This window comes from Stenotrophomonas sp. PvP093 (assembly GCF_017876915.1).
Taxonomy (GTDB): Bacteria; Pseudomonadota; Gammaproteobacteria; order Xanthomonadales; family Xanthomonadaceae; genus Stenotrophomonas; species Stenotrophomonas muris.
In genome coordinates this window covers 1681602-1700279 of sequence record NZ_JAGIOX010000004.1, presented here as the reverse complement: position 1 = coordinate 1700279, position 18678 = coordinate 1681602, and the positions used below count along the sequence as shown (strand labels likewise).

General features: G+C 66.6%; 16 protein-coding genes. 13 read left to right on the top strand and 3 right to left on the bottom strand.

The features are described 5' to 3' along the window. Nucleotides 1-19 precede the first annotated feature (19 nt). The gene (locus J3A72_RS10375) at nt 20-997 is read right to left on the bottom strand and encodes an FKBP-type peptidyl-prolyl cis-trans isomerase (RefSeq protein ID WP_075076586.1); all 978 of its coding nucleotides are present in this window, start codon (nt 995-997) and stop codon (nt 20-22) included. A gap of 96 nt (nt 998-1093) precedes the next feature. Continuing rightward, a complete protein-coding gene (locus tag J3A72_RS10370) occupies nt 1094-1681 on the bottom strand; it encodes a glutathione peroxidase (protein WP_014647689.1) in 588 nt (195 codons plus the stop codon). 365 nt (nt 1682-2046) lie between these two features. Here J3A72_RS10370 and J3A72_RS10365 point away from each other — a divergent pair, with 365 nt between their 5' ends. From J3A72_RS10365 to J3A72_RS10335, 7 genes are all read left to right on the top strand, one after another. Next, nucleotides 2047-2283 carry a hypothetical protein gene (locus tag J3A72_RS10365; RefSeq protein WP_049408559.1) on the top strand — a complete coding sequence of 79 codons (237 nt, stop codon included), beginning with the start codon at nt 2047-2049 and terminating at the stop codon, nt 2281-2283. 2 nt (nt 2284-2285) lie between these two features. Beyond that, complete coding sequence (locus tag J3A72_RS10360) at nt 2286-2645, top strand: GntR family transcriptional regulator (RefSeq protein ID WP_005410261.1); 360 nt, start codon at nt 2286-2288, stop codon at nt 2643-2645. Further along, nucleotides 2645-3520 carry an ABC transporter ATP-binding protein gene (locus J3A72_RS10355; RefSeq protein WP_014647691.1) on the top strand — a complete coding sequence of 292 codons (876 nt, stop codon included), beginning with the start codon at nt 2645-2647 and terminating at the stop codon, nt 3518-3520. The genes J3A72_RS10360 and J3A72_RS10355 overlap by 1 nt, the downstream gene beginning before the upstream one ends. Beyond that, complete coding sequence (locus J3A72_RS10350) at nt 3517-4545, top strand: ABC-2 transporter permease (RefSeq protein ID WP_046431579.1); 1029 nt, start codon at nt 3517-3519, stop codon at nt 4543-4545. Before J3A72_RS10355 ends, J3A72_RS10350 begins: the two co-directional genes overlap by 4 nt. 25 nt (nt 4546-4570) lie before the next feature. Then, the gene (locus J3A72_RS10345; protein WP_049408555.1) at nt 4571-5458 is read left to right on the top strand and encodes a DUF2807 domain-containing protein; all 888 of its coding nucleotides are present in this window, start codon (nt 4571-4573) and stop codon (nt 5456-5458) included. 30 nt (nt 5459-5488) lie between these two features. Continuing rightward, a complete protein-coding gene (locus J3A72_RS10340; protein WP_049408554.1) occupies nt 5489-6094 on the top strand; it encodes a hypothetical protein in 606 nt (201 codons plus the stop codon). Nucleotides 6095-6200: 106 nt separating this feature from the next. Beyond that, nucleotides 6201-6626, top strand: a complete 426-nt coding sequence (locus J3A72_RS10335) for a hypothetical protein (RefSeq protein WP_014647695.1) — start codon at nt 6201-6203, stop codon at nt 6624-6626. 104 nt (nt 6627-6730) lie between these two features. On the opposite strand, the gene J3A72_RS10330 is transcribed toward J3A72_RS10335, so the two are convergent. After that, entirely contained in the window at nt 6731-8158 is a 1428-nt protein-coding gene (locus J3A72_RS10330) for a class II fumarate hydratase (RefSeq protein WP_049408551.1), read from the bottom strand. Between the two features lie 293 nt (nt 8159-8451). On the opposite strand from J3A72_RS10330, the gene purB reads away from it, so the two are divergent. The 6 genes from purB to lpdA all read left to right on the top strand — a co-directional run bounded on the left by purB (nt 8452) and on the right by lpdA (nt 18558). Beyond that, on the top strand, nt 8452-9819 hold the full coding sequence (gene purB / locus J3A72_RS10325; protein ID WP_014647697.1) for an adenylosuccinate lyase: 1368 nt from the start codon (nt 8452-8454) through the stop codon (nt 9817-9819). A 659-nt stretch (nt 9820-10478) separates the two neighbouring features. Further along, nucleotides 10479-11891 (top strand): cupin domain-containing protein, encoded by a 1413-nt coding sequence (locus tag J3A72_RS10320; protein WP_075076665.1) that lies wholly within the window; start codon nt 10479-10481, stop codon nt 11889-11891. Nucleotides 11892-11900: 9 nt separating this feature from the next. Continuing rightward, on the top strand, nt 11901-12797 hold the full coding sequence (locus J3A72_RS10315; RefSeq protein WP_075076666.1) for a GNAT family N-acetyltransferase: 897 nt from the start codon (nt 11901-11903) through the stop codon (nt 12795-12797). Nucleotides 12798-12983: 186 nt separating this feature from the next. Next, the gene (locus tag J3A72_RS10310) at nt 12984-15815 is read left to right on the top strand and encodes a 2-oxoglutarate dehydrogenase E1 component (RefSeq protein ID WP_014647701.1); all 2832 of its coding nucleotides are present in this window, start codon (nt 12984-12986) and stop codon (nt 15813-15815) included. A 40-nt stretch (nt 15816-15855) separates the two neighbouring features. Further along, complete coding sequence (sucB, locus tag J3A72_RS10305) at nt 15856-17058, top strand: dihydrolipoyllysine-residue succinyltransferase (RefSeq protein ID WP_014647702.1); 1203 nt, start codon at nt 15856-15858, stop codon at nt 17056-17058. Nucleotides 17059-17121: 63 nt separating this feature from the next. Beyond that, on the top strand, nt 17122-18558 hold the full coding sequence (gene lpdA / locus J3A72_RS10300) for a dihydrolipoyl dehydrogenase (RefSeq protein WP_014647703.1): 1437 nt from the start codon (nt 17122-17124) through the stop codon (nt 18556-18558). The last annotated feature ends 120 nt before the right edge of the window (nt 18559-18678 follow it).

Below are 18678 nucleotides of genomic sequence, written 5' to 3'. Positions count from 1 at the left end.
GTGCTGGCTCCGTGGTCGCTTACGGCAGGACGCCCAGCAGCTCGACGTCGAACGTCAGAGTCGCGTTCGGGCCGATCGGGCCACCCGGGGTGCCGTTCTCACCGTAGGCGAGCTCGCCCGGGATCCAGAAGCGGTACTTCGAACCGACCGGCATCAGCGCGACGCCTTCGGTCCAGCCCTTGATCACCTGGTCCAGGCCGAACTCGGCCGGCTGGCGACCATAGGAGCTGTCGAACACGGTGCCGTTGAGCAGCTTGCCTTCGTAGTTCACGCGCACCTTGCTGCTCGGCAGCGGACGCTCGCCGCTGCCCGGGCGGATGACCTGGTACTGCAGGCCCGACGGGGTGGTTACCACGCCCGGCTGGGTCTTGTTCTTGGCCAGGAACGCATTGCCTTCCTCGCGGTTGGTCTGCGCGGCAGCGGCGGCCTTGGCCTGCATTTCGGCCTGCTTGCTGCCCATGAACGCCTGGATGGTGGCGGTCGCGTCAGCTTCCGTCATCTTCGGCTGACCCTTGCTCAGGCCGGTGCTGATCGCGTCAAACAGCGAGGCGACGTCGATGTCGTCCTTCAGCTGTGCCAGCGACGGGCCGACCGAGTAGGAACCGATCATCTGCGACACCTTGACGCGGTCGACCTTCGGCGGCTGCGAACCCGGCGCCATGCCCGGCACCTGCTGCCCACTGCGGGCCATCACGACCTGGCGCAGCCCGGCATCGGTGGCCTTGGCCTGTTCCTGGGTGATCTGCGGCTGCAGGCCTTCGAACGAACGTTCCACGGCGGTGCGCAGCGCGGCCACATCGATCTCATCGGCGATCGGGGTGAACGACTTGGCGACGTCCAGGCCGATGGCGTAGCCCAGCTTCTGCTTGGGGGAATTCAAGGTTGCGGTCTCCTTGGCGGCTGCGGGGGCAGCCGGTTGTTGCGACAGAGCGACACCCGAAGTGCCCATCGCCAGAATCAGAACCGACGCCGCGGCGCCGCGCATTCCCATCTTCATTCGCTGCATTCCTGGAAGTGTCTGGGCGCCGACGTCGGCGCGAAAAGAAGCATTGTCGCACGCATGCCGTCGATGTCGAGGCATCCGTGCCGGATATCAATGCGTAGGAGCGACGGCCAGCGCCTTGTCGATGGCGGCGGTCAGCTGTGGATCGTCCGGCGTCACCTTGCTGGCGAACTGGGCGATGACCTTGCCATCGCGGCCGACCAGATATTTGTGGAAGTTCCAGCCCGGCGCCACGCCGGTGGCTGCGGTCAACCGCTGGTACAGCGGCGTGGCCTCCGCACCGACGACGTGCACCTTCTCGAACATCGGGAACTTGACGCCATAGGTAAGCGTGCAGAAATCCTGGATCTGCTTCTCGTCACCCGGTTCCTGGCCCTTGAAATCGTTGGACGGGAAACCCAGCACGGCAAAGCCGCGGCCGGCATAACGCTTCTGCAGCGCCTCCAGGCCTTCGTACTGGGGGGTATAGCCGCACTTGCTTGCGGTATTGACCACCAGCAGCACCTGCCCGTGGTAGCGCTGCTGCAGGTTGACCTGCTGCTTGCTGGCCAGCGGGCGATAGTCCAGGTCCAGCAGATCGGCCGCCAGCACATGGGCGGAACCGGCCAGGCCGGCCACCAGCAGGGTCAACAGGGACAGGCCGCGCAGTCGGCGCGGGACAACGGTCGGCAGGGGCATCGAGAGCAGTCCGCGGTAGCCATTCACAGGGCCGGCCGATAGCGGCCGGGAATCGGCCGAACTATAGCACCGGGCTCCGTTGCCCCTTGTTGCGGCGGGCGCCGGCGGCTTTGCGTGGCGTGGCCTTTCCCGGGAGGACCCACCCTCAACGGCGCAGGGATGACTTAGCATGGACAACGCTGAATGGAAGGCAGGGCGTGATCGGCCCGCACGACAATTCCATTTCCCTTTTCAATCAAAGGGATAAGGGGATATTTCAGCGGCTTGACCACCCCTGCCATCAGTTGGGCACGGCAAGGGGTTGCACGTAGGCGTGCCGGTGTTATAGTTGCATACAACACCAGTCACCTGAGACAGGGGGAGCCATGAACGCCCGGATCCGTCGCAACCTCACCGCACCCGCGGCCGCTGCCGTTTCGACCCTGATCGTGCTGGCCTGGCTGGCCATGCCAACCGCCCCCGCCTCCGCCGACAGTGCGCAGGATGCATCCGTTTCGCCGGCCGGGAACGCCGATTCCTCCCCCCCTCCCCCGCGTCGGCTGCACAGCTCCCTGTCCATGCCGTATTTCTCGTTCGCACAGCCGCTGACCCCACGGAGCTGAATATGAGCGACATCCAGTGGAGCGACGGCGCTCCCATCTACCGTCAGTTGAAGGAGCGCGTGATCGCCATGATGCTCGACGGAATCCTCAAGCCGGGCGATGCCCTGCCTTCGGTGCGCCAGGTGGCCGCCGACTACCAGCTCAACCCCATCACCGTTTCGCGCGCTTACCAGGAACTGGCCGATGAAGGCCTGGTCGAGAAGCGCCGCGGCCTGGGCATGTTCATGACCGAGCAGGCGGCCACGCAGCTGCGCAGCAGCGAGCGCGAGCGCTTTCTCAACGAAGAATGGCCGGCGGTGCTGGAGCGCATCCAGCGCCTGGGCCTGAGCCTCGACGAATTGCTGCCCCAGGGGAAAGTCTGATGAATAGCACTGCAAGTGAACCGGTCATCACCGCCCGAGGCCTGCGCAAGGCCTACAAGACCACCGTGGCCCTCGACAATGCCAGCTTCAGCATTCCGAGCGGGCGCATCGTCGGCCTGATCGGGCCCAACGGCGCCGGCAAGACCACCGCGCTGAAGGCCATCCTTGGCCTGACCTCGGTGGAAGGTGAGTTGAGCGTGCTCGGCCGCGACCCGCGGCAGCACCGCGACGCGCTGATGAACGACATCTGCTTCATTGCCGACGTCGCCGTGCTGCCGCGCTGGCTGAAGGTCCGCGAAGCGATCGATTTCGTCGCCGGTGTCCATCCGCGCTTCGACCGTGCCCGCTGCGAGCGTTTCCTGGCCAACACCAAGCTGCAGCCGAAGCAGCGCGTGCGCGAACTGTCCAAGGGCATGATCGTGCAGCTGCACCTGGCGCTGGTGATGGCCATCGATGCGCGCATCCTGGTGCTGGACGAGCCCACCCTGGGCCTGGACATCCTGTACCGCAAGGAGTTCTACCAGCGCCTGCTGGAAGATTATTTCGACGAACAGAAGACCATCATCGTCACCACCCACCAGGTGGAGGAGATCGAGCACATCCTCAGCGACGTCATGTTCATCCGTGATGGTCGCATCGTGCTCGATGCAGAAATGGACGATGTCGGCCAGCGCTACACCGAGCTTCTGGTCAACGCCGACCAGCTGGAGACCGCGCGTGCGCTGAAGCCGATCGACGAGCGCAGCCTGACGTTCGGCAAGACCGTAATGCTGTTCGACGGTGTGCCGCGCACCCAGCTCTCCACCCTTGGCGAGACCCGCAGCCCGGGCCTGGCCGATCTGTTCGTCGCCATCATGAAGGGGACCTACGCATGACTGCCGTCAACCACCCCGTCAGCCCGATGGGCACCCTGCGCTGGCTGCTCAAGCGCGAGTACTGGGAGAACCGTGGCGGTTTCCTGTATGCGCCGCTGATCGCCGGCCTGATCTCGCTGGTGATGAGCACCGTCGGCATCGCCTTCGGCCTGTTTGCACTGAACCGTGCAGCACGCAACGGCGCACTGCATGTCGACGGCGAGAGCGTGAACATCAACGGCCTGGACCTGGCCCTGCTGACCCGCGACATCAGCGCCAAGGACCTGGCCGACCTCGGCAACGGCCTCGACCTGACGCTGGTGCTCAGCTCGGCCTGGCCGTTCCTGGTGCTGGCCTTCGTGGTGTTCTTCTACTGCCTGGGCGCCCTGTACGACGACCGTCGCGACCGCAGCATCCTGTTCTGGAAGTCGCTGCCGCTGTCGGACACCCAGACCGTGCTGTCCAAGGTGATCAGCGCACTGGTCGTGGCCCCGCTGATCGCGGTGATCGCCGGCATCATCACCATGTTCGGCTTCATGCTGGTGATCAGCATCGTCGCGCTGATGCACGGTGGCAGCCCGATGACCCTGATCTGGGGCCCGGCCAGCCCGTTGACCCTGGCCGCCGGTCACCTGGCCTGGATTCCGGTCTACGCCCTGTGGGCCCTGCCCACCGCCGGCTGGCTGCTGCTGTGCTCGGCCTGGGCCCGTACCAAACCGTTCCTGTGGGCGGTGATGCTGCCGCTGTTCGCCGGCGTCATTGTCAGCACTACCAAGGTGATGCCGTTGATCGGCCTGACCACCGGCTGGTTCTGGCAGAACATCGTTGGCCGACTGCTGCTGGGCGGCGTGCCGGGCACCGACCTGGTGTATCGCCTCAGCGCCGAGGAAGGCACGCGTCGCGATCTCGAATCGGTGGTCAGCCTGATGTCCCCGGCCTCGCAGCTGAAGTCGCTGGCGATGCCGGAACTATGGATCGGTGCCGCCGTCGGTGTCGTGTTCATCGTCCTCGCCATCCGCCTGCGCAAGCGCGCCGGCGAGATCTGATTCCATCCACCCGGAGGCACCACCCATGCGTTCCCTGCTCGCCTGTTCTGCGTTGTTGCTGTTGCCTCTGTCGGCGCTGGCCGCCGATGCTCCGAACTGCAAGTTCACCGCCGCCCGCACGCTGAAGCTGGATGTGTCCGGCGCCAAGGCGGTGGTGCTGGAGGTGAACCAGCATGACCTGAAGGTCGTCGCCAGCAAGGGCGGTGGCCAGCTCGATGGCCGCGCCTGCGCCTCCAGCCAGGAATGGCTGGACCAGCTGGTACTGGAGCAGCGCAGGGAAGGCGACAAGCTGGTCGTCAGCCTGCGCCGCGACGGCCGCCACAGCGGCATCAGCCTGGGCAACAGCTATGCGTGGCTGGACATCCGTGGCAGCGTGCCCGACAACCTGCCCCTGCAGCTCAAGGTCGGCTCCGGCGATGCCAGCATGGACAACGCCCAGTCGCTGAGCGTGGACGTCGGCTCGGGCGACGCGATCGTTCGCGGCACCCGCGGCAGCATCCACGCAGCGGTGGGTTCGGGTGACCTGGACATCGACGGTGGCGGCTCGCTGAACCTGCTGTCGCTCGGCTCCGGCGACGTCAAGGCGCGCAACATCGGCGGCGATGCGGTCACCGGCACCGTCGGCTCCGGTGACCTGAAGATCAGCGATGTCCGCGGCAACGCCCGGCTGGACACGGTCGGTTCCGGCGACATCGGGTTCAAGCGCGTGCAAGGCAACGTCGAGGTCGGCGTGGTCGGCTCGGGCGATGTCGATCTGTCCGACATCGGCGGCAACGTGCACGTGCGCAGCCATGGTTCGGGCGACATCCAGGTCGACGGCGTGCGCGGCAGCCTGACCGTCGACCACAGCGGCAGCGGCGATGTCGGCCACCGCAACGTCGGCGGCACGGTCACCCTGCCCCGCAACAAGTAACCGCCACCGGACCAATTCGAGGGAGTTGCCATGAACCTGCTGCGCCTGCTGCCTGCCACCCTGCTGTGCCTGCCGCTGATCGCCTGCGGCGGCACTTCTTCCACGCCCGACAAGACCGTCGGCAAAAGCGTCGCCGAAGCCACCAGCGGCGTCGGCCAGACCGTCAAGGAGGCCATGGTTGATGCCCGCAAGGACATCACCCAGGGCAACATCAACATCTCCGCCGACAAGCAGCCGCGTGCGGAGATCACGCCGGATGGCCACCTGCTGATCGACGGCAAGGACGTGCCGGCCAACGAGGCCCAGCGCCAGCGGTTGCTGGAGTACCGCGGCCACGTCGTCGCCATTGCGATGGACGGCATGGATGTCGGCCTGGCCGGCGCCAAGCTCGGCGCCAGCGCTGCCGGAGAGGCACTGAAGGGCATCTTCAGCGGCGACAGCGAAGGCATCGAGAAGCGGATCAACGCCGAGGCCGAGAAGATCGAAGCCCAGGCCAAGCGCATCTGCAACCGCTTGCCGGCGATGCTGGCCAGCCAGCAGGCACTGGCGCGCGAGCTGCCGGCGTTCAAGCCCTACGCAACGATGGACCAGAGTGACGTCGACGACTGCGGCAAGGACACCGTGGTCAAGCGCTAGGCCTGTGACAGATCAGCGCACCCGGCCGGCAGCGGCGTCCCGCTGCCGGCCGTCGTGCGCCGGCCGGCTTACAATGGCGGCCCCGGAGGCCCCCGAACCGAATGCCATGAAGAAGTTGTTCCTGCTGCTGGCCGCCCTGCTCTGCCTGGGCCTGGTCGGCTGTGACAAGGATTACCGCAACCACCGCGCCGAGCGCGGCAAGCCAAAGATCTCCGTCAGCGAAGGCATGGTCACTGTGCGTCGCCCGCCGGCGCCGAACATCATCATCCTCGGCGATGGTTCGATGAAGGTGGACGAGATCCAGATTCCGCTGGACGAGGCACAGAAGCAGATGCTGCAGACCATGTTCGGCAAGCTGCAGGTGCTGCGCCAGAACACCCTGGTCGCCGCCCCGGCCGATCCCAACATGCAGCCGGTGAAGATCCAGCCGCCAGAAGGCATGGAAGTGATCCCGGCCGACCTGGTCCAGCGCATCCCCGAGTTCAAGGACTACACCGACACCTTCGGCAACATCGTCGCCGACCGTCGCTGAAAAAACGTCGCCCCTGGGCGGCGTTTCCTCTTGTAGAACCGAGCCCATGCTCGGCCCAGGTCCAGGAAGCAACCGAGCATGGGCTCGGCCCTACGACCGGCAGATCAACCGCCGCCGCCACCGCCCCCCGCGTGGATGCCACCGGCAGTCAGTGCGGCCGGGTCCAGCAGGCGGCGCAGCTCTGCTTCATCCAGGCCACTGTCCTCCAGCGCGACATCCAGCACCGGACGCTGCTCCTTGTAGGCACGCTTGGCAATCGCCGCCGCCTTCTCGTAGCCGATGATCGGGTTCAGCGCGGTGACCAGGATCGGGTTGCGCGCCAATGCTTCGGCAACGCGATCCTCACGCACCTTCAGCCCGGCAATCGCGCTGTCGGCCAGCAGGCGCGACACATTGGCCAGCAGGCCAATGCCATCCAGCAGGTTCACCGCGATCAGCGGCAGGGTGACATTGAGCTGGAAGTTGCCGGTCTGCCCGGCCACGGTGATCGCGGTGTGGTGGCCGATCACCTGCGCGCAGGCCATCACCGTCGCTTCCGGAATCACCGGGTTGACCTTGCCCGGCATGATCGAGCTGCCCGGCTGCAGCGCCGGCAGTTCGATCTCGCCCAGCCCGGCCAGCGGACCGGCGTTCATCCAGCGAAGATCGTTGGCGATCTTGATCAGCGCCACCGCCAGTGCATTGAGCTGGCCCGACAGTTCCACCGCGTCATCCTGCGCGGCCAGGCCCTCGAACTTGTTCTCGGCGCTGTCGAACTTGAACCCGGTCTGCTGCTTCAACGCCTTGGCCACCTGCGCGCCGAAGCGCGGGTCGGCATTGATGCCGGTACCGATGGCGGTGCCGCCCAGCGGCAGCCGGCGCACACGCTTGAGGCTGTCTTCGATGCGTTCCTGTGCCGAGGCCAGCTGTGCCGACCATGCGCCGAACTCCTGCTCGAAGGTCAGCGGCATCGCATCCATCAGGTGCGTGCGGCCGGTCTTGACCACCTTGCGCAGGCTGCGGCCCTTCTTGTCGAGGGTCTTGCGCAGGTGCACCAGCGCCGGCAGCAGTTGCTCATGTGCCGCCAGTACCGCCGATACGCGCAACGCGGTCGGGATCACGTCATTGGAGCTCTGCCCCTGGTTGACGTGGTCATTGGGGTGCACCGCGGTCTTGCCCGCCTTGCCGGCACGGTTGGCCAGGGTGGCGATGACCTCGTTGGCATTCATGTTCGAGGACGTGCCAGAACCGGTCTGGTAGACGTCGATCGGGAACTGCGCGTCCCAGGTGCCGGCGGCCACTTCGGCGGCAGCGGTCTGGATGGCCTTGGCCACGCTCTTGGGCAGATGGCCCAGCTCGGCGTTGACGCCGGCGGCAGCGCCCTTGACCAGGCCCAGGGCACGGATGAAACCGCGCGGCATGCGCTGGCCCGACACCGGGAAATTCTGCACGGCACGCTGGGTCTGCGCGCCCCACAGGGCGTCGGCAGGCACCTGCAGCTCGCCCATGCTGTCGTGTTCGATTCTGAAACCCTTGCTTGCAGCTCTGCTCATTGCATCAACTCCGCACTACTTCAGTTGGGGAAAGGGAAGCGGCGGCTGGCAGGGTGTCGCTTCCCGGGCTGGCGGCTGCGCCAACGATACTCCCTTGCCCGCAGCGTGGGATGACGAGGACGGGCCAGATCGTTCCGTCCGCAGGGCCGTTGTGCGTGCGCAAGGGTAGTGCCGGCCGCTGGCCGGCAAGCCATGGCGGCGTGGGCCGGGCGTGGTTGCCGGCCAGCGGCCGGCACTACCTGACCGGCACGTCGTAGAATATCGGCCCCTCCGCTCGTCCCAGCCCTGCCGACATGTCCGATTCCGCCCTGCTCGCCCTGTCCCCGCTCGATGGCCGCTATGCCGGCAAGGTCGACGCCCTGCGCCCGATCTTCTCCGAGTACGGCCTGATCAAGGCCCGCATCACGGTCGAGGTGGAATGGCTGCTGGCCCTGGCCGCCGAGCCGGGCATCGTCGAACTGGCCCCGTTCTCCGACGCTGCCATCGCCCGCCTGCGCGCGCTGGCCGCCAGCTTCAGCCCGGCCCAGGCCGCGCGCGTGAAGGAGATCGAGCGCACCACCAACCATGACGTCAAGGCGGTGGAGTACTTCATCAAGGAACAGCTGAAGGACGACGCCGAGCTGGCGCCGGCGCTGGAATTCGTGCATTTCGCCTGCACCAGCGAAGACATCAACAACCTCAGCTACGGCCTGATGCTGGAACAGGCGCGCCGCGAGGTGCTGTTGCCGACCCTGGACGGCATCGCCAGCACCCTGCGCACCCTGGCCCACGCCGAGGCTGGCCAGCCGATGCTGTCGCGCACCCACGGCCAGACCGCCTCGCCGACCACCCTGGGCAAGGAACTGGCCAACGTGGTCGCGCGCCTGGAGCGCCAGCGCCGGCAGATTGCCGCGGTCGAACTGACCGGCAAGATCAACGGCGCGGTGGGCAACTACAACGCCCACATCGCCAGCTACCCGGACGTGGACTGGCCAGCCTTCGCCGAGCGCTTCGTGACCGGCCTGGGCCTGGTGTTCAACCCGTACACCACGCAGATCGAGCCGCACGACAACATCGCCGAGATCGGTGATGCCGCACGCCGCGCCAACATCATCCTGATCGACCTGGCCCGTGACATCTGGGGCTACGTTTCGCTGGGCTACTTCAAGCAGCGCCTGAAGGAAGGCGAAGTTGGTTCGTCGACGATGCCGCACAAGGTCAACCCGATCGATTTCGAGAATGCGGAAGGCAACTTCGGCATCGCCAACGCGCTGTTCGAGCACTTCAGCGCGAAGCTGCCGATCAGCCGCTGGCAGCGTGACCTGACCGATTCCACCGTGCTGCGTGCGCTGGGCACCGCGTTCGGCCACAGCCAGGTGGCACTGGATTCGCTGGCCAAGGGCCTGGGCAAGCTGGAAGTGAACCCGCAGCGCCTGGATGCCGATCTGGACGCGGCCTGGGAAGTGCTGGCCGAGGCCGTGCAGACGGTGATGCGCCGCCACGGCCTGCCGAACCCGTACGAGCAGCTGAAGGCGCTGACCCGCGGCCAGGGCATCACCGCCGAGTCGATGCGTGCGTTCGTGCAGGGGCTGGAGCTGCCGGCGGATGCGAAGCAGCGCCTGCTGGAGATGACCCCGGGCAGCTACACCGGCCTGGCTGAGTCGCTGGCGAAGAAGATTTAAGGGGTTTGCTTGCGGCGGCGGCCGCGGGCGCTGCCTGCGGCAGGCAACGGCAACATCAACGTCAAGAGCGGCTCTGGATTGCTGCTAGCTGGGTGGGGCGGGAGGGGCCAGCGGGACACGCCGTGAACCCATCCATGGGGGCTCGATGGCGCCATCCATGGCGCCAACGGTCCCGCTGGCCCCTCCCGCCCCACCTTTGGCAGATTCCCGGTGACGGATCGAAGAGCATTGGGTTGTCGGGACGGAATTTGAAAGAGGGACGCGGCTTCGCCGCGTCCCTCTTTTGTTTTGGGATGAGCAAGCGCAGCGCGCGACCCGCTGTTGCCTTTGATCTTCTTCTTTCCATTCCGTGGCGGGCCGCGCAGGAAACTGTCAGGGGCCGGGCGGGGTGGGTTCGCGGGACCGTTGGCGCCATGGATGGCGCCATCGAGCCCCCAGGGACGGGTTCACGGCGTGTCCCGCGAACCCACCCCGCCCGGCCCAGCCCATGAAGCCAGCGCTTTGCGCGACCAACCACCCCGCCACGAGGGGCTCCGCCGTTGGCCGGACACCCCGCGACAAACCCGCGCACGTGCGCAATCCCGGCGAACGGCGGACAATGGAGATCTCAGGCGGCCCGCTGCGCCGCCCCTCCCGCTTTCCGCTGCAAGGATTCCCCCATGGCCGCCCGCAAGTCCTCCGCCCCCCTCATCGAAGTCACCGCCCGCCCCGGCCAGCCGCTGGGCATGGCGCCGGCCACCTTCCTGCGCGACTTCTGGCAGAAGCGCCCGCTGCTGATCCGCAATGCCTTCCCGGATTTCCAGACCCCGGTACAGCCGGAAGACCTGGCCGGGCTGGCCTGCGAGGAAGGTGTGCTGGCGCGCCTGATCGAGCACGACAAGGCCCAGGACGGCTGGCGCGTGCGCACCGGCCCGTTCCAGGAAGACGTGTTCCCCGCCCTGCCCGACCACGACTGGACCCTGCTGGTGCAGGACGTGGACAAGTGGGACCCGGACGTGCGCGCCCTGATCGAGCACTTCAGCTTCCTGCCGCGCTGGCGCATGGATGACGTGATGATCAGCTTCGCCGCCACCGGCGGCTCGGTCGGCGCCCATGTCGACCAGTACGACGTGTTCCTGCTGCAGGCCCACGGCCACCGCCGCTGGCAGATCGATGCCAGCGAATCGATCAAGGGCAGGCAGCCGCCGCTGGGCTTCCGCCCGGACGTGGAGCTGAAACTGCTGAAGGTGTTCAAGCCCACCCACGACTGGGTGCTGGCGCCGGGCGACATGCTGTACCTGCCGCCGAACGTGCCGCACCACGGCGTCGCCGAAGACCCCTGCCTGACCTTCTCGTTCGGCATGCGTGCGCCGTCTTCTGCCGAGCTGATCAGCGACTATCTGGACACCCTGATCGCCGATGCCGATGAGAACATCCGCTACCAGGATGCCGACCTGAAGGTGCCGGCCGACCCGAACGAAATCGACACGGTGGCGATGGCGCGGGTGATCACCGCCCTCAACGCCATCCGCATGAACGACCCGGACAAGCTGGGCGACTGGTTCGGCCGTTTCATCACCACCTACCGTGCAGCGGGCGAAGTGATGGCCCACCAGGCCGCGCCGGCCCCGGAGGAAGTGGTCCAGGCCCTGGCCTCGGGCATGCTGCTGCAGCGCCACCCGTGGGCCCGCCTGGCCTGGCGCCGGGCCAAGCGTGGCGCCAGCCTGTATGTCAGCGGCCAGGACTTCGCGCTGCCGGTGAAGGACGCGCAGCGCCTGGCCGGCGCCGAGCAGCTCGCCGCCGCCGCCTATCGCGGCCTGTCCGACAAGGGCCGTGCCGTGGTCCAGCAGCTGCTGGTCGGGGGTGTGTTCCAGCTGATCGACCCGAATGAGGTGTACGAGGCCGAAGACGAGGAAGACAGCGAGGATGCCGTGGTGCTCGGCGAGGTCGTCGAAGGCCGCGACCGCGTCGAGGCGATCGACGCCGACGCGGTGTCCGACGATGTCCACTCCGTGACCGTGCACGACGACGGTATCGAGGTCATCGTCAACTTCGAGGACGACGACGAAGACGACAGCACCGGCCGGGCCTGAGCCATCGTCATGATCCGGGTCCAGCAGGTCAGCCACGCCGACGCCCACGTTGCCATCCACGACGTGCGCCAACGCGTGTTCGTGCAGGAACAGGGCATCGCCGCCGAGCTGGAACGCGATGCGCTGGACCCGGTCAGTGCCCATGTGCTGGCGCTGGACAGTGACGGCCAGCCGGTCGGCACCGGCAGGCTGGCTCCGGACGGCCGCATCGGCCGCATGGCCGTGCTGGCCACCCATCGCAGCAACGGGGTCGGCGAGGCCCTGCTGGAGGCCCTGGTCGAGGCCGGGCGCCGGCTCGGCCTGGCCGAACTGCACCTGCACGCCCAGCTGCCCGCGCGCGATTTCTATGCACGCCAGGGCTTCCTGCCCGAGGGCGAGGTGTTCGAGGAAGCCGGCATCGGACACCAGCAGATGCGCCGCCGGCTGGGCGAGGCCAGCGCCATCGACAGCCGCGCCGAGGCGGTGGCGATCACCACGGCCATCATCCACCGCGCGCGTCGCCAGCTGTGGCTGCACAGCCGCCAACTGGACCCGGGGCTGCTCGACGCCCCCCCGGTACAGTCCGCCCTGCGCCGCTTCGTCACCGCCCGCCACGACAAGCAGCTGCGGGTGATCGTGCACGACGCCGCCGCGATCGCGTCTGTCGGGTCGCCGCTGCTGGCGCTGGCCCAGCGCCTGCCCAGCGTGATCCAGTTCCGCGAGGTCAGCGATCCGGTCGACCGCGCGCTGGCCTCGGCCTGCCTGCTCAACGATGCGGGCGACTTCTACTTTCGTCTGATCGGCCATCGCCTCGACGGCGAGGCCGGCATCGCGCTGCCAGCACGTTCGCAGCCGTTCGAGCAGCAATTGCAGCGTGTCTGGGACCGTTCGCGCGTCTGCAGCGAACTGCGTGCGCTCGGCATCTGAGTCGGCACAGCCGACCGAACCTGTCTGGAACCGGCACCGGCGGACGCGGGATACCTGTGGTGGTGCCCCTTCGTGTCCGGTTGGGGGTACAATTTGGCTGTTTGAACGCGCCCGCGCAGGGCTATTCATCTTCCTGCCGGGTCCTTCTGAAGCCATACCCCACAAAGCGAATCAACACCCTCCATCGTGGACAATCAACTGAAGCAGTTTGCGCAATCTTCGCAACTCGCCGGCGGCAACGCCTCCTATGTCGAGGACCTGTACGAGCAGTACCTGGTCTCCCCGGATAGTGTCGATCCCAAATGGAAAACCTACTTCGACGGCTTCAAGGGCCGCGAAGCAGGTGACATTCCGCACTCGGCCGTCATCTCCCACATTGCGGACGCGGCCAAGGATGCGCTGAAGGCCGGTACCGGTAACGGTGCAGGCGACGAGCGCGAGCGCAATGTCGGTCGTCTGATCACCGCCTACCGTTCGCGCGGCCACCTGGACGCCCGCCTCGATCCGCTGGGCCTGGCCGCACCGGTCAACACCCCGGATCTGGGCCTGCCGTTCCACAGCCTGTCCGATGCCGACCTCAACAGCGAGTTCAGCACTGGCGGCGTCGGCGGCCAGCCGCGCATGAAGCTGCGCGACCTGCTGGCACGCCTGAAGGCGACCTACACCGGCTCGATCGGTGCGGAGTTCATGCACATCTCCGAGGTCGAGCAGCGCCAGTGGATCTACAAGAAGCTGGAAGCCGCCGGTGGCAACTACCAGCTGGACGCTGACACCCAGCGCCGCACCCTGGAGCGCCTGACTGCGGCCGAAGGCCTGGAGCGCTACCTGCACACCAAGTACGTCGGCCAGAAGCGGTTCTCGCTGGAAGGCGGCGATTCGCTGATCCCGATGATGGACACCATCATCCGCAACGCCGGCAAGGATGGCGTCAAGGATGTGGTGATCGGCATGGCCCACCGTGGCCGCCTGAACGTGCTGGTCAACACCCTGGGCAAGAACCCGCGCAAGCTGTTCGACGAGTTCGAAGGCAAGTTCGAGCACGACGAGCACGCCTCGGCCGGCGACGTGAAGTACCACATGGGCTTCTCCGCCGACGTCGCCACCGATGGCGGCCCGGTGCACCTGGCGCTGGCGTTCAACCCGTCGCACCTGGAAATCGCCGACCCGGTCGTGGCCGGTTCCGTGCGTTCGCGCCAGGAGCGCCGCAAGGACACCGCGCGCAAGCAGGTCATGCCGATCCTGATCCACGGCGACGCGGCCTTCTCCGGCCAGGGCGTGGTCATGGAACTGTTCCAGATGTCGCAGGCCCGCGGCTTCGCCGTCGGCGGCACCGTGCACATCGTGGTCAACAACCAGGTCGGCTTCACCACCTCCAACCCGCTGGATACGCGTTCCACGCGCTATGCCACCGACGTGGCGAAGATGATCGCCGCGCCGGTCCTGCACGTGAACGGCGATGATCCGGAAGCAGTGGTGTTCGCCGCACAGCTGGCCTTCGAGTTCCGCCAGACGTTTGCCAAGGACGTGGTCATCGACCTGATGTGCTACCGCCGCTGGGGCCACAACGAGGCCGACGAACCGGCGATCACCCAGCCGCTGATGTACCAGGTGATCCGCAAGCACCCGACCACCCGCGAGATGTACGCCGAGCAGCTGGAAAAGGCGGGCGTGATCGCCGCCGGCGCCGGCAAGGCGATGGTCGATGCCTACCGCGAGAAGCTGGACGCCGGTGAAGTGACCACCGAGCTGGCCAAGGTCGAGAAGACCCCGCCGAGCAGCCCGCTGTTCGTCGATTGGCCGAAGCTGCTGGAAGGCAAGCTGTCCGACCCGGTCTCGACCAAGGTCGAGAAGAACAAGCTGGTCGAGCTGGCCAAGCTGATCAACACCATTCCCGATGAAGTGCAGCTGCACTCGCGCGTGGCCAAGGTCTACGACGACCGCCGCAAGATGGCCGCCGGCGAGATCCCGGGCGACTGGGGCTTTGCCGAGAACCTGGCCTACGCCACCCTGCTCGACGAAGGCCATGCACTGCGCCTGGTCGGCCAGGACGTGGGCCGCGGTACGTTCACGCATCGCCACGCGATCCTGCACGACCAGAAGACCGACAACTACTACATGCCGCTGCGGCAGCTGGTGGATTCGCCGGAGAAGGCCACCGTCATCGATTCGCTGCTGAGCGAAGAAGCGGTGATGGCCTACGAGTACGGCTTCTCCACCACCGATCCGAACACGCTGTGCATCTGGGAAGGCCAGTTCGGCGACTTCGCCAACGGTGCCCAGGTGGTGATCGACCAGTTCATCGCCGCCGGTGAAGCCAAGTGGGGCCGCATTTCCGGCCTGACCCTGCTGCTGCCGCATGGCTATGAAGGGCAAGGCCCGGAACACAGCTCGGCGCGCCTGGAGCGCTTCCTGCAGCTGTGCGCGCTGGAGAACATGCTGGTGGTCGTGCCGTCGACCCCGGCCCAGGCCTTCCACATGCTGCGTCGCCAGCTGCACATGACCACCCGCAAGCCGCTGGTGGTGATGTCGCCGAAGTCGCTGCTGCGCCACAAGCTGGCCGTGTCGACCCTGGACGAGCTGGCCAACGGCGAGTTCCAGCACCTGATCGGCGACGCCAACGCAGACGCCAAGAAGGTCAAGCGCGTGGTGCTGTGCTCGGGCAAGGTCTATTACGACCTGCTGGAGGACCAGATCAAGCGTGGCCAGGACGACGTGGCGATCATCCGCGTGGAGCAGTTGTATCCGTTCCCGCGTGCGCTGCTGGCGGCCGAACTGAAGAAGTACGGCAAGGCTACCGACGTGGTGTGGACGCAGGAAGAACCGCAGAACCAGGGCGCGTGGTACCAGATCCGCCACCACCTGCAGTTCTGCCTGGCCGATGGCCAGAACCTGCACTACGCCGGTCGCGCACGTTCGGCCTCGCCGGCTGCCGGTCACATGGCTGACCACGTCCGCGAGCAGCAGCAGCTGATCGCCGACGCACTGGTCAACCCGTTCAACGACACGTTCGCTGAATAATCCTCCCCCTATTTAGAAGACAAACCAGGAAGCTCCCGCAATGGCCACCGAAGTCAAAGCCCCGGTACTGCCCGAATCCGTCGCCGACGGCACCATCGCCACCTGGCACAAGAAGGTGGGCGACGCCGTCAAGCGCGACGAAAACCTGCTTGACCTGGAAACCGACAAGGTCGTCCTGGAAGTGCCGTCGCCGGTCGACGGCGTGCTGAAGGAAATCAAGTTCGCCGAAGGCTCGACCGTGACCTCCAGCCAGGTCGTGGCGATCATCGAGGAAGGCGCCGTTGCAGCTGCTCCGGCACCGACCGCCGAGGCCGCTCCGGCCGCTGCTCCGGCCGCCGCCGCTCCGGCTCCGGCCGCTGCCGCTGCGCCGGCCCCGGCCGCCAAGTCGGCCGCCGATGCGCTGCCGCCGGGCGCCCGCTTCACCGCCATCACTGAAGGCGTGAACCCGGCCGATGTCGACGGCACCGGCCGTCGCGGCGCGGTCACCAAGGAAGACATCGTCAACTTCGCCCGCAACGGCGGCGCCGGCAAGGCCGGTGGCGCACGCCCGGAAGAGCGCGTGCCGATGACCCGCATCCGCAAGCGCATCGCCGAGCGCCTGATGGAGTCGAAGAACTCCACCGCGATGCTGACCACCTTCAACGAAGTCGACCTGTCCAAGGTGTCGGCGGCGCGCAAGGAACTGCAGGACGAGTTCGTCAAGGCACACGGCATCAAGCTGGGCTTCATGAGCTTCTTCGTGAAGGCCGCCGCCAACGCGCTGCAGCGCTTCCCGCTGGTCAACGCCTCGATCGACGGCGACGACATCATCTATCACGGCTACTCGGACATCTCGATCGCCGTCTCGACCGAGAAGGGCCTGGTCACGCCGGTGCTGCGCAACGTCGAGCGCATGTCGTTCGCCGACATCGAGAAGACCATCGCCGACTACGCCAAGAAGGCCCGTGACGGCAAGCTGGGCCTGGAAGAACTGCAGGGCGGCACCTTCACCGTGACCAACGGCGGCACCTTCGGTTCGCTGCTGTCGACCCCGATCATCAACCCGCCGCAGAGCGCCATCCTGGGCATGCACGCCATCAAGGAGCGTCCGATCGCCCAGAACGGCCAGGTCGTGATCGCGCCGATGATGTACCTGGCGCTGTCCTACGACCACCGCATCATCGACGGCAAGGACTCGGTGCAGTTCCTGGTGGACATCAAGAACCAGCTGGAAAACCCGGGCCGCATGCTGTTCGGCCTGTAAGACACCTCCCGCCCCTCCGCGCCTGCGCGGAGGGGTTCTGGTAATGCATCAAGGAATAATTCAATGGCTGAACAATTCGACGTCGTCGTCATCGGTGCCGGCCCGGCCGGTTACCACGCTGCCATCCGCGCGGCCCAGCTGGGCCTGAAGACCGCCTGCATCGATGCAGCGCTGGGCAAGGACGGCAAGCCGGCCCTCGGCGGCACCTGCCTGCGCGTGGGCTGCATCCCGTCCAAGGCGCTGCTGGATTCCTCGCGCCAGTTCTGGAACATGGGCCACATCTTTGGCGACCACGGCATCAGCTTCAAGGATGCCAAGATCGACGTCGAGGCGATGGTTGGCCGCAAGGACAAGATCGTCAAGCAGTTCACCGGCGGCATCGGCATGCTGTTCAAGGCCAACAAGGTCGCCGCCTACTACGGCTTCGGTGAACTGCAGCCGGGCAACGTGGTCAAGGTCACCCAGCATGACGGTTCCATCGTCGAGCTGAAGGGCACCAACGTCATCATCGCGGCCGGTTCGGATTCGATCGAACTGCCGTTCGCCAAGTTCGACGGCGAGACCATCGTCGACAACGTTGGCGGCCTGGACTTCACCGAAGTGCCGAACCGCCTGGCCGTGATCGGCGCCGGCGTGATCGGCCTGGAACTGGGCAGCGTGTGGAAGCGCCTGGGCGCTGAAGTCACCATCCTGGAAGCCATGCCGGAGTTCCTGGCGGCTGCCGATGCCGAAGTGGCCAAGGCGGCTGCCAAGGAATTCAAGAAGCAGGGCCTGGACATCAAGCTCAATGCCAAGGTGTCCAAGACCGAGATCACCGGCAAGGGCAAGAAGAAGGAAGTCATCGTCACCTACACCGACGCGGAAGGCGAAAAGACCCTGACCGTGGACAAGCTGCTGGTGGCCGTTGGCCGTCGCGCCGCCACCAAGGGCCTGCTGGCCGAAGGCACCGGCGTCAAGATCAACGAGCGCGGCCAGATCGAAGTCGATGCGCACTGCCACACCGGCGTCAACGGTGTGTGGGCAGTCGGCGACTGCGTGCGCGGCCCGATGCTGGCGCACAAGGGCTTCGAGGAAGGCATCGCGGTGGCAGAGCTGATCGCCGGCCTGCCGGGCCACGTCAACTTCGACACCATCCCGTGGGTCATCTACACCGAACCGGAACTGGCCTGGGTCGGCAAGACCGAAGCGCAGCTGAAGGCCGAAGGCATTCCGTACAAGGCCGGCAGCTTCCCGTTCGCCGCCAACGGCCGTGCCGTGGCGATGATCGAGCCGGCAGGCTTCGTGAAGATCCTGGCCCATGCCGAAACCGATCGCATCCTCGGCATGCACCTGGTCGGCGCCAACGTCTCCGAGCTGGTGCACGAAGGCGTGCTGACCATGGAGTTCAGCGGTTCGGCCGATGACCTGGCCCGCATCTGCCACGCCCACCCGTCGCTGTCGGAAGTAGTCCACGACGCGGCGATGGCGGTCAGCAAGCGCGCCATCCACAAGGCGAACTGATCGGCATCATGGTAGGTGCCGACCGTTGGTCGACACTCACCTGCAGACGAAAAACCCCGCTTCGGCGGGGTTTTTTGTTGCCCGTTTCCCTGTAGCGCCGAGCCCACGCTCGGCTGCCCT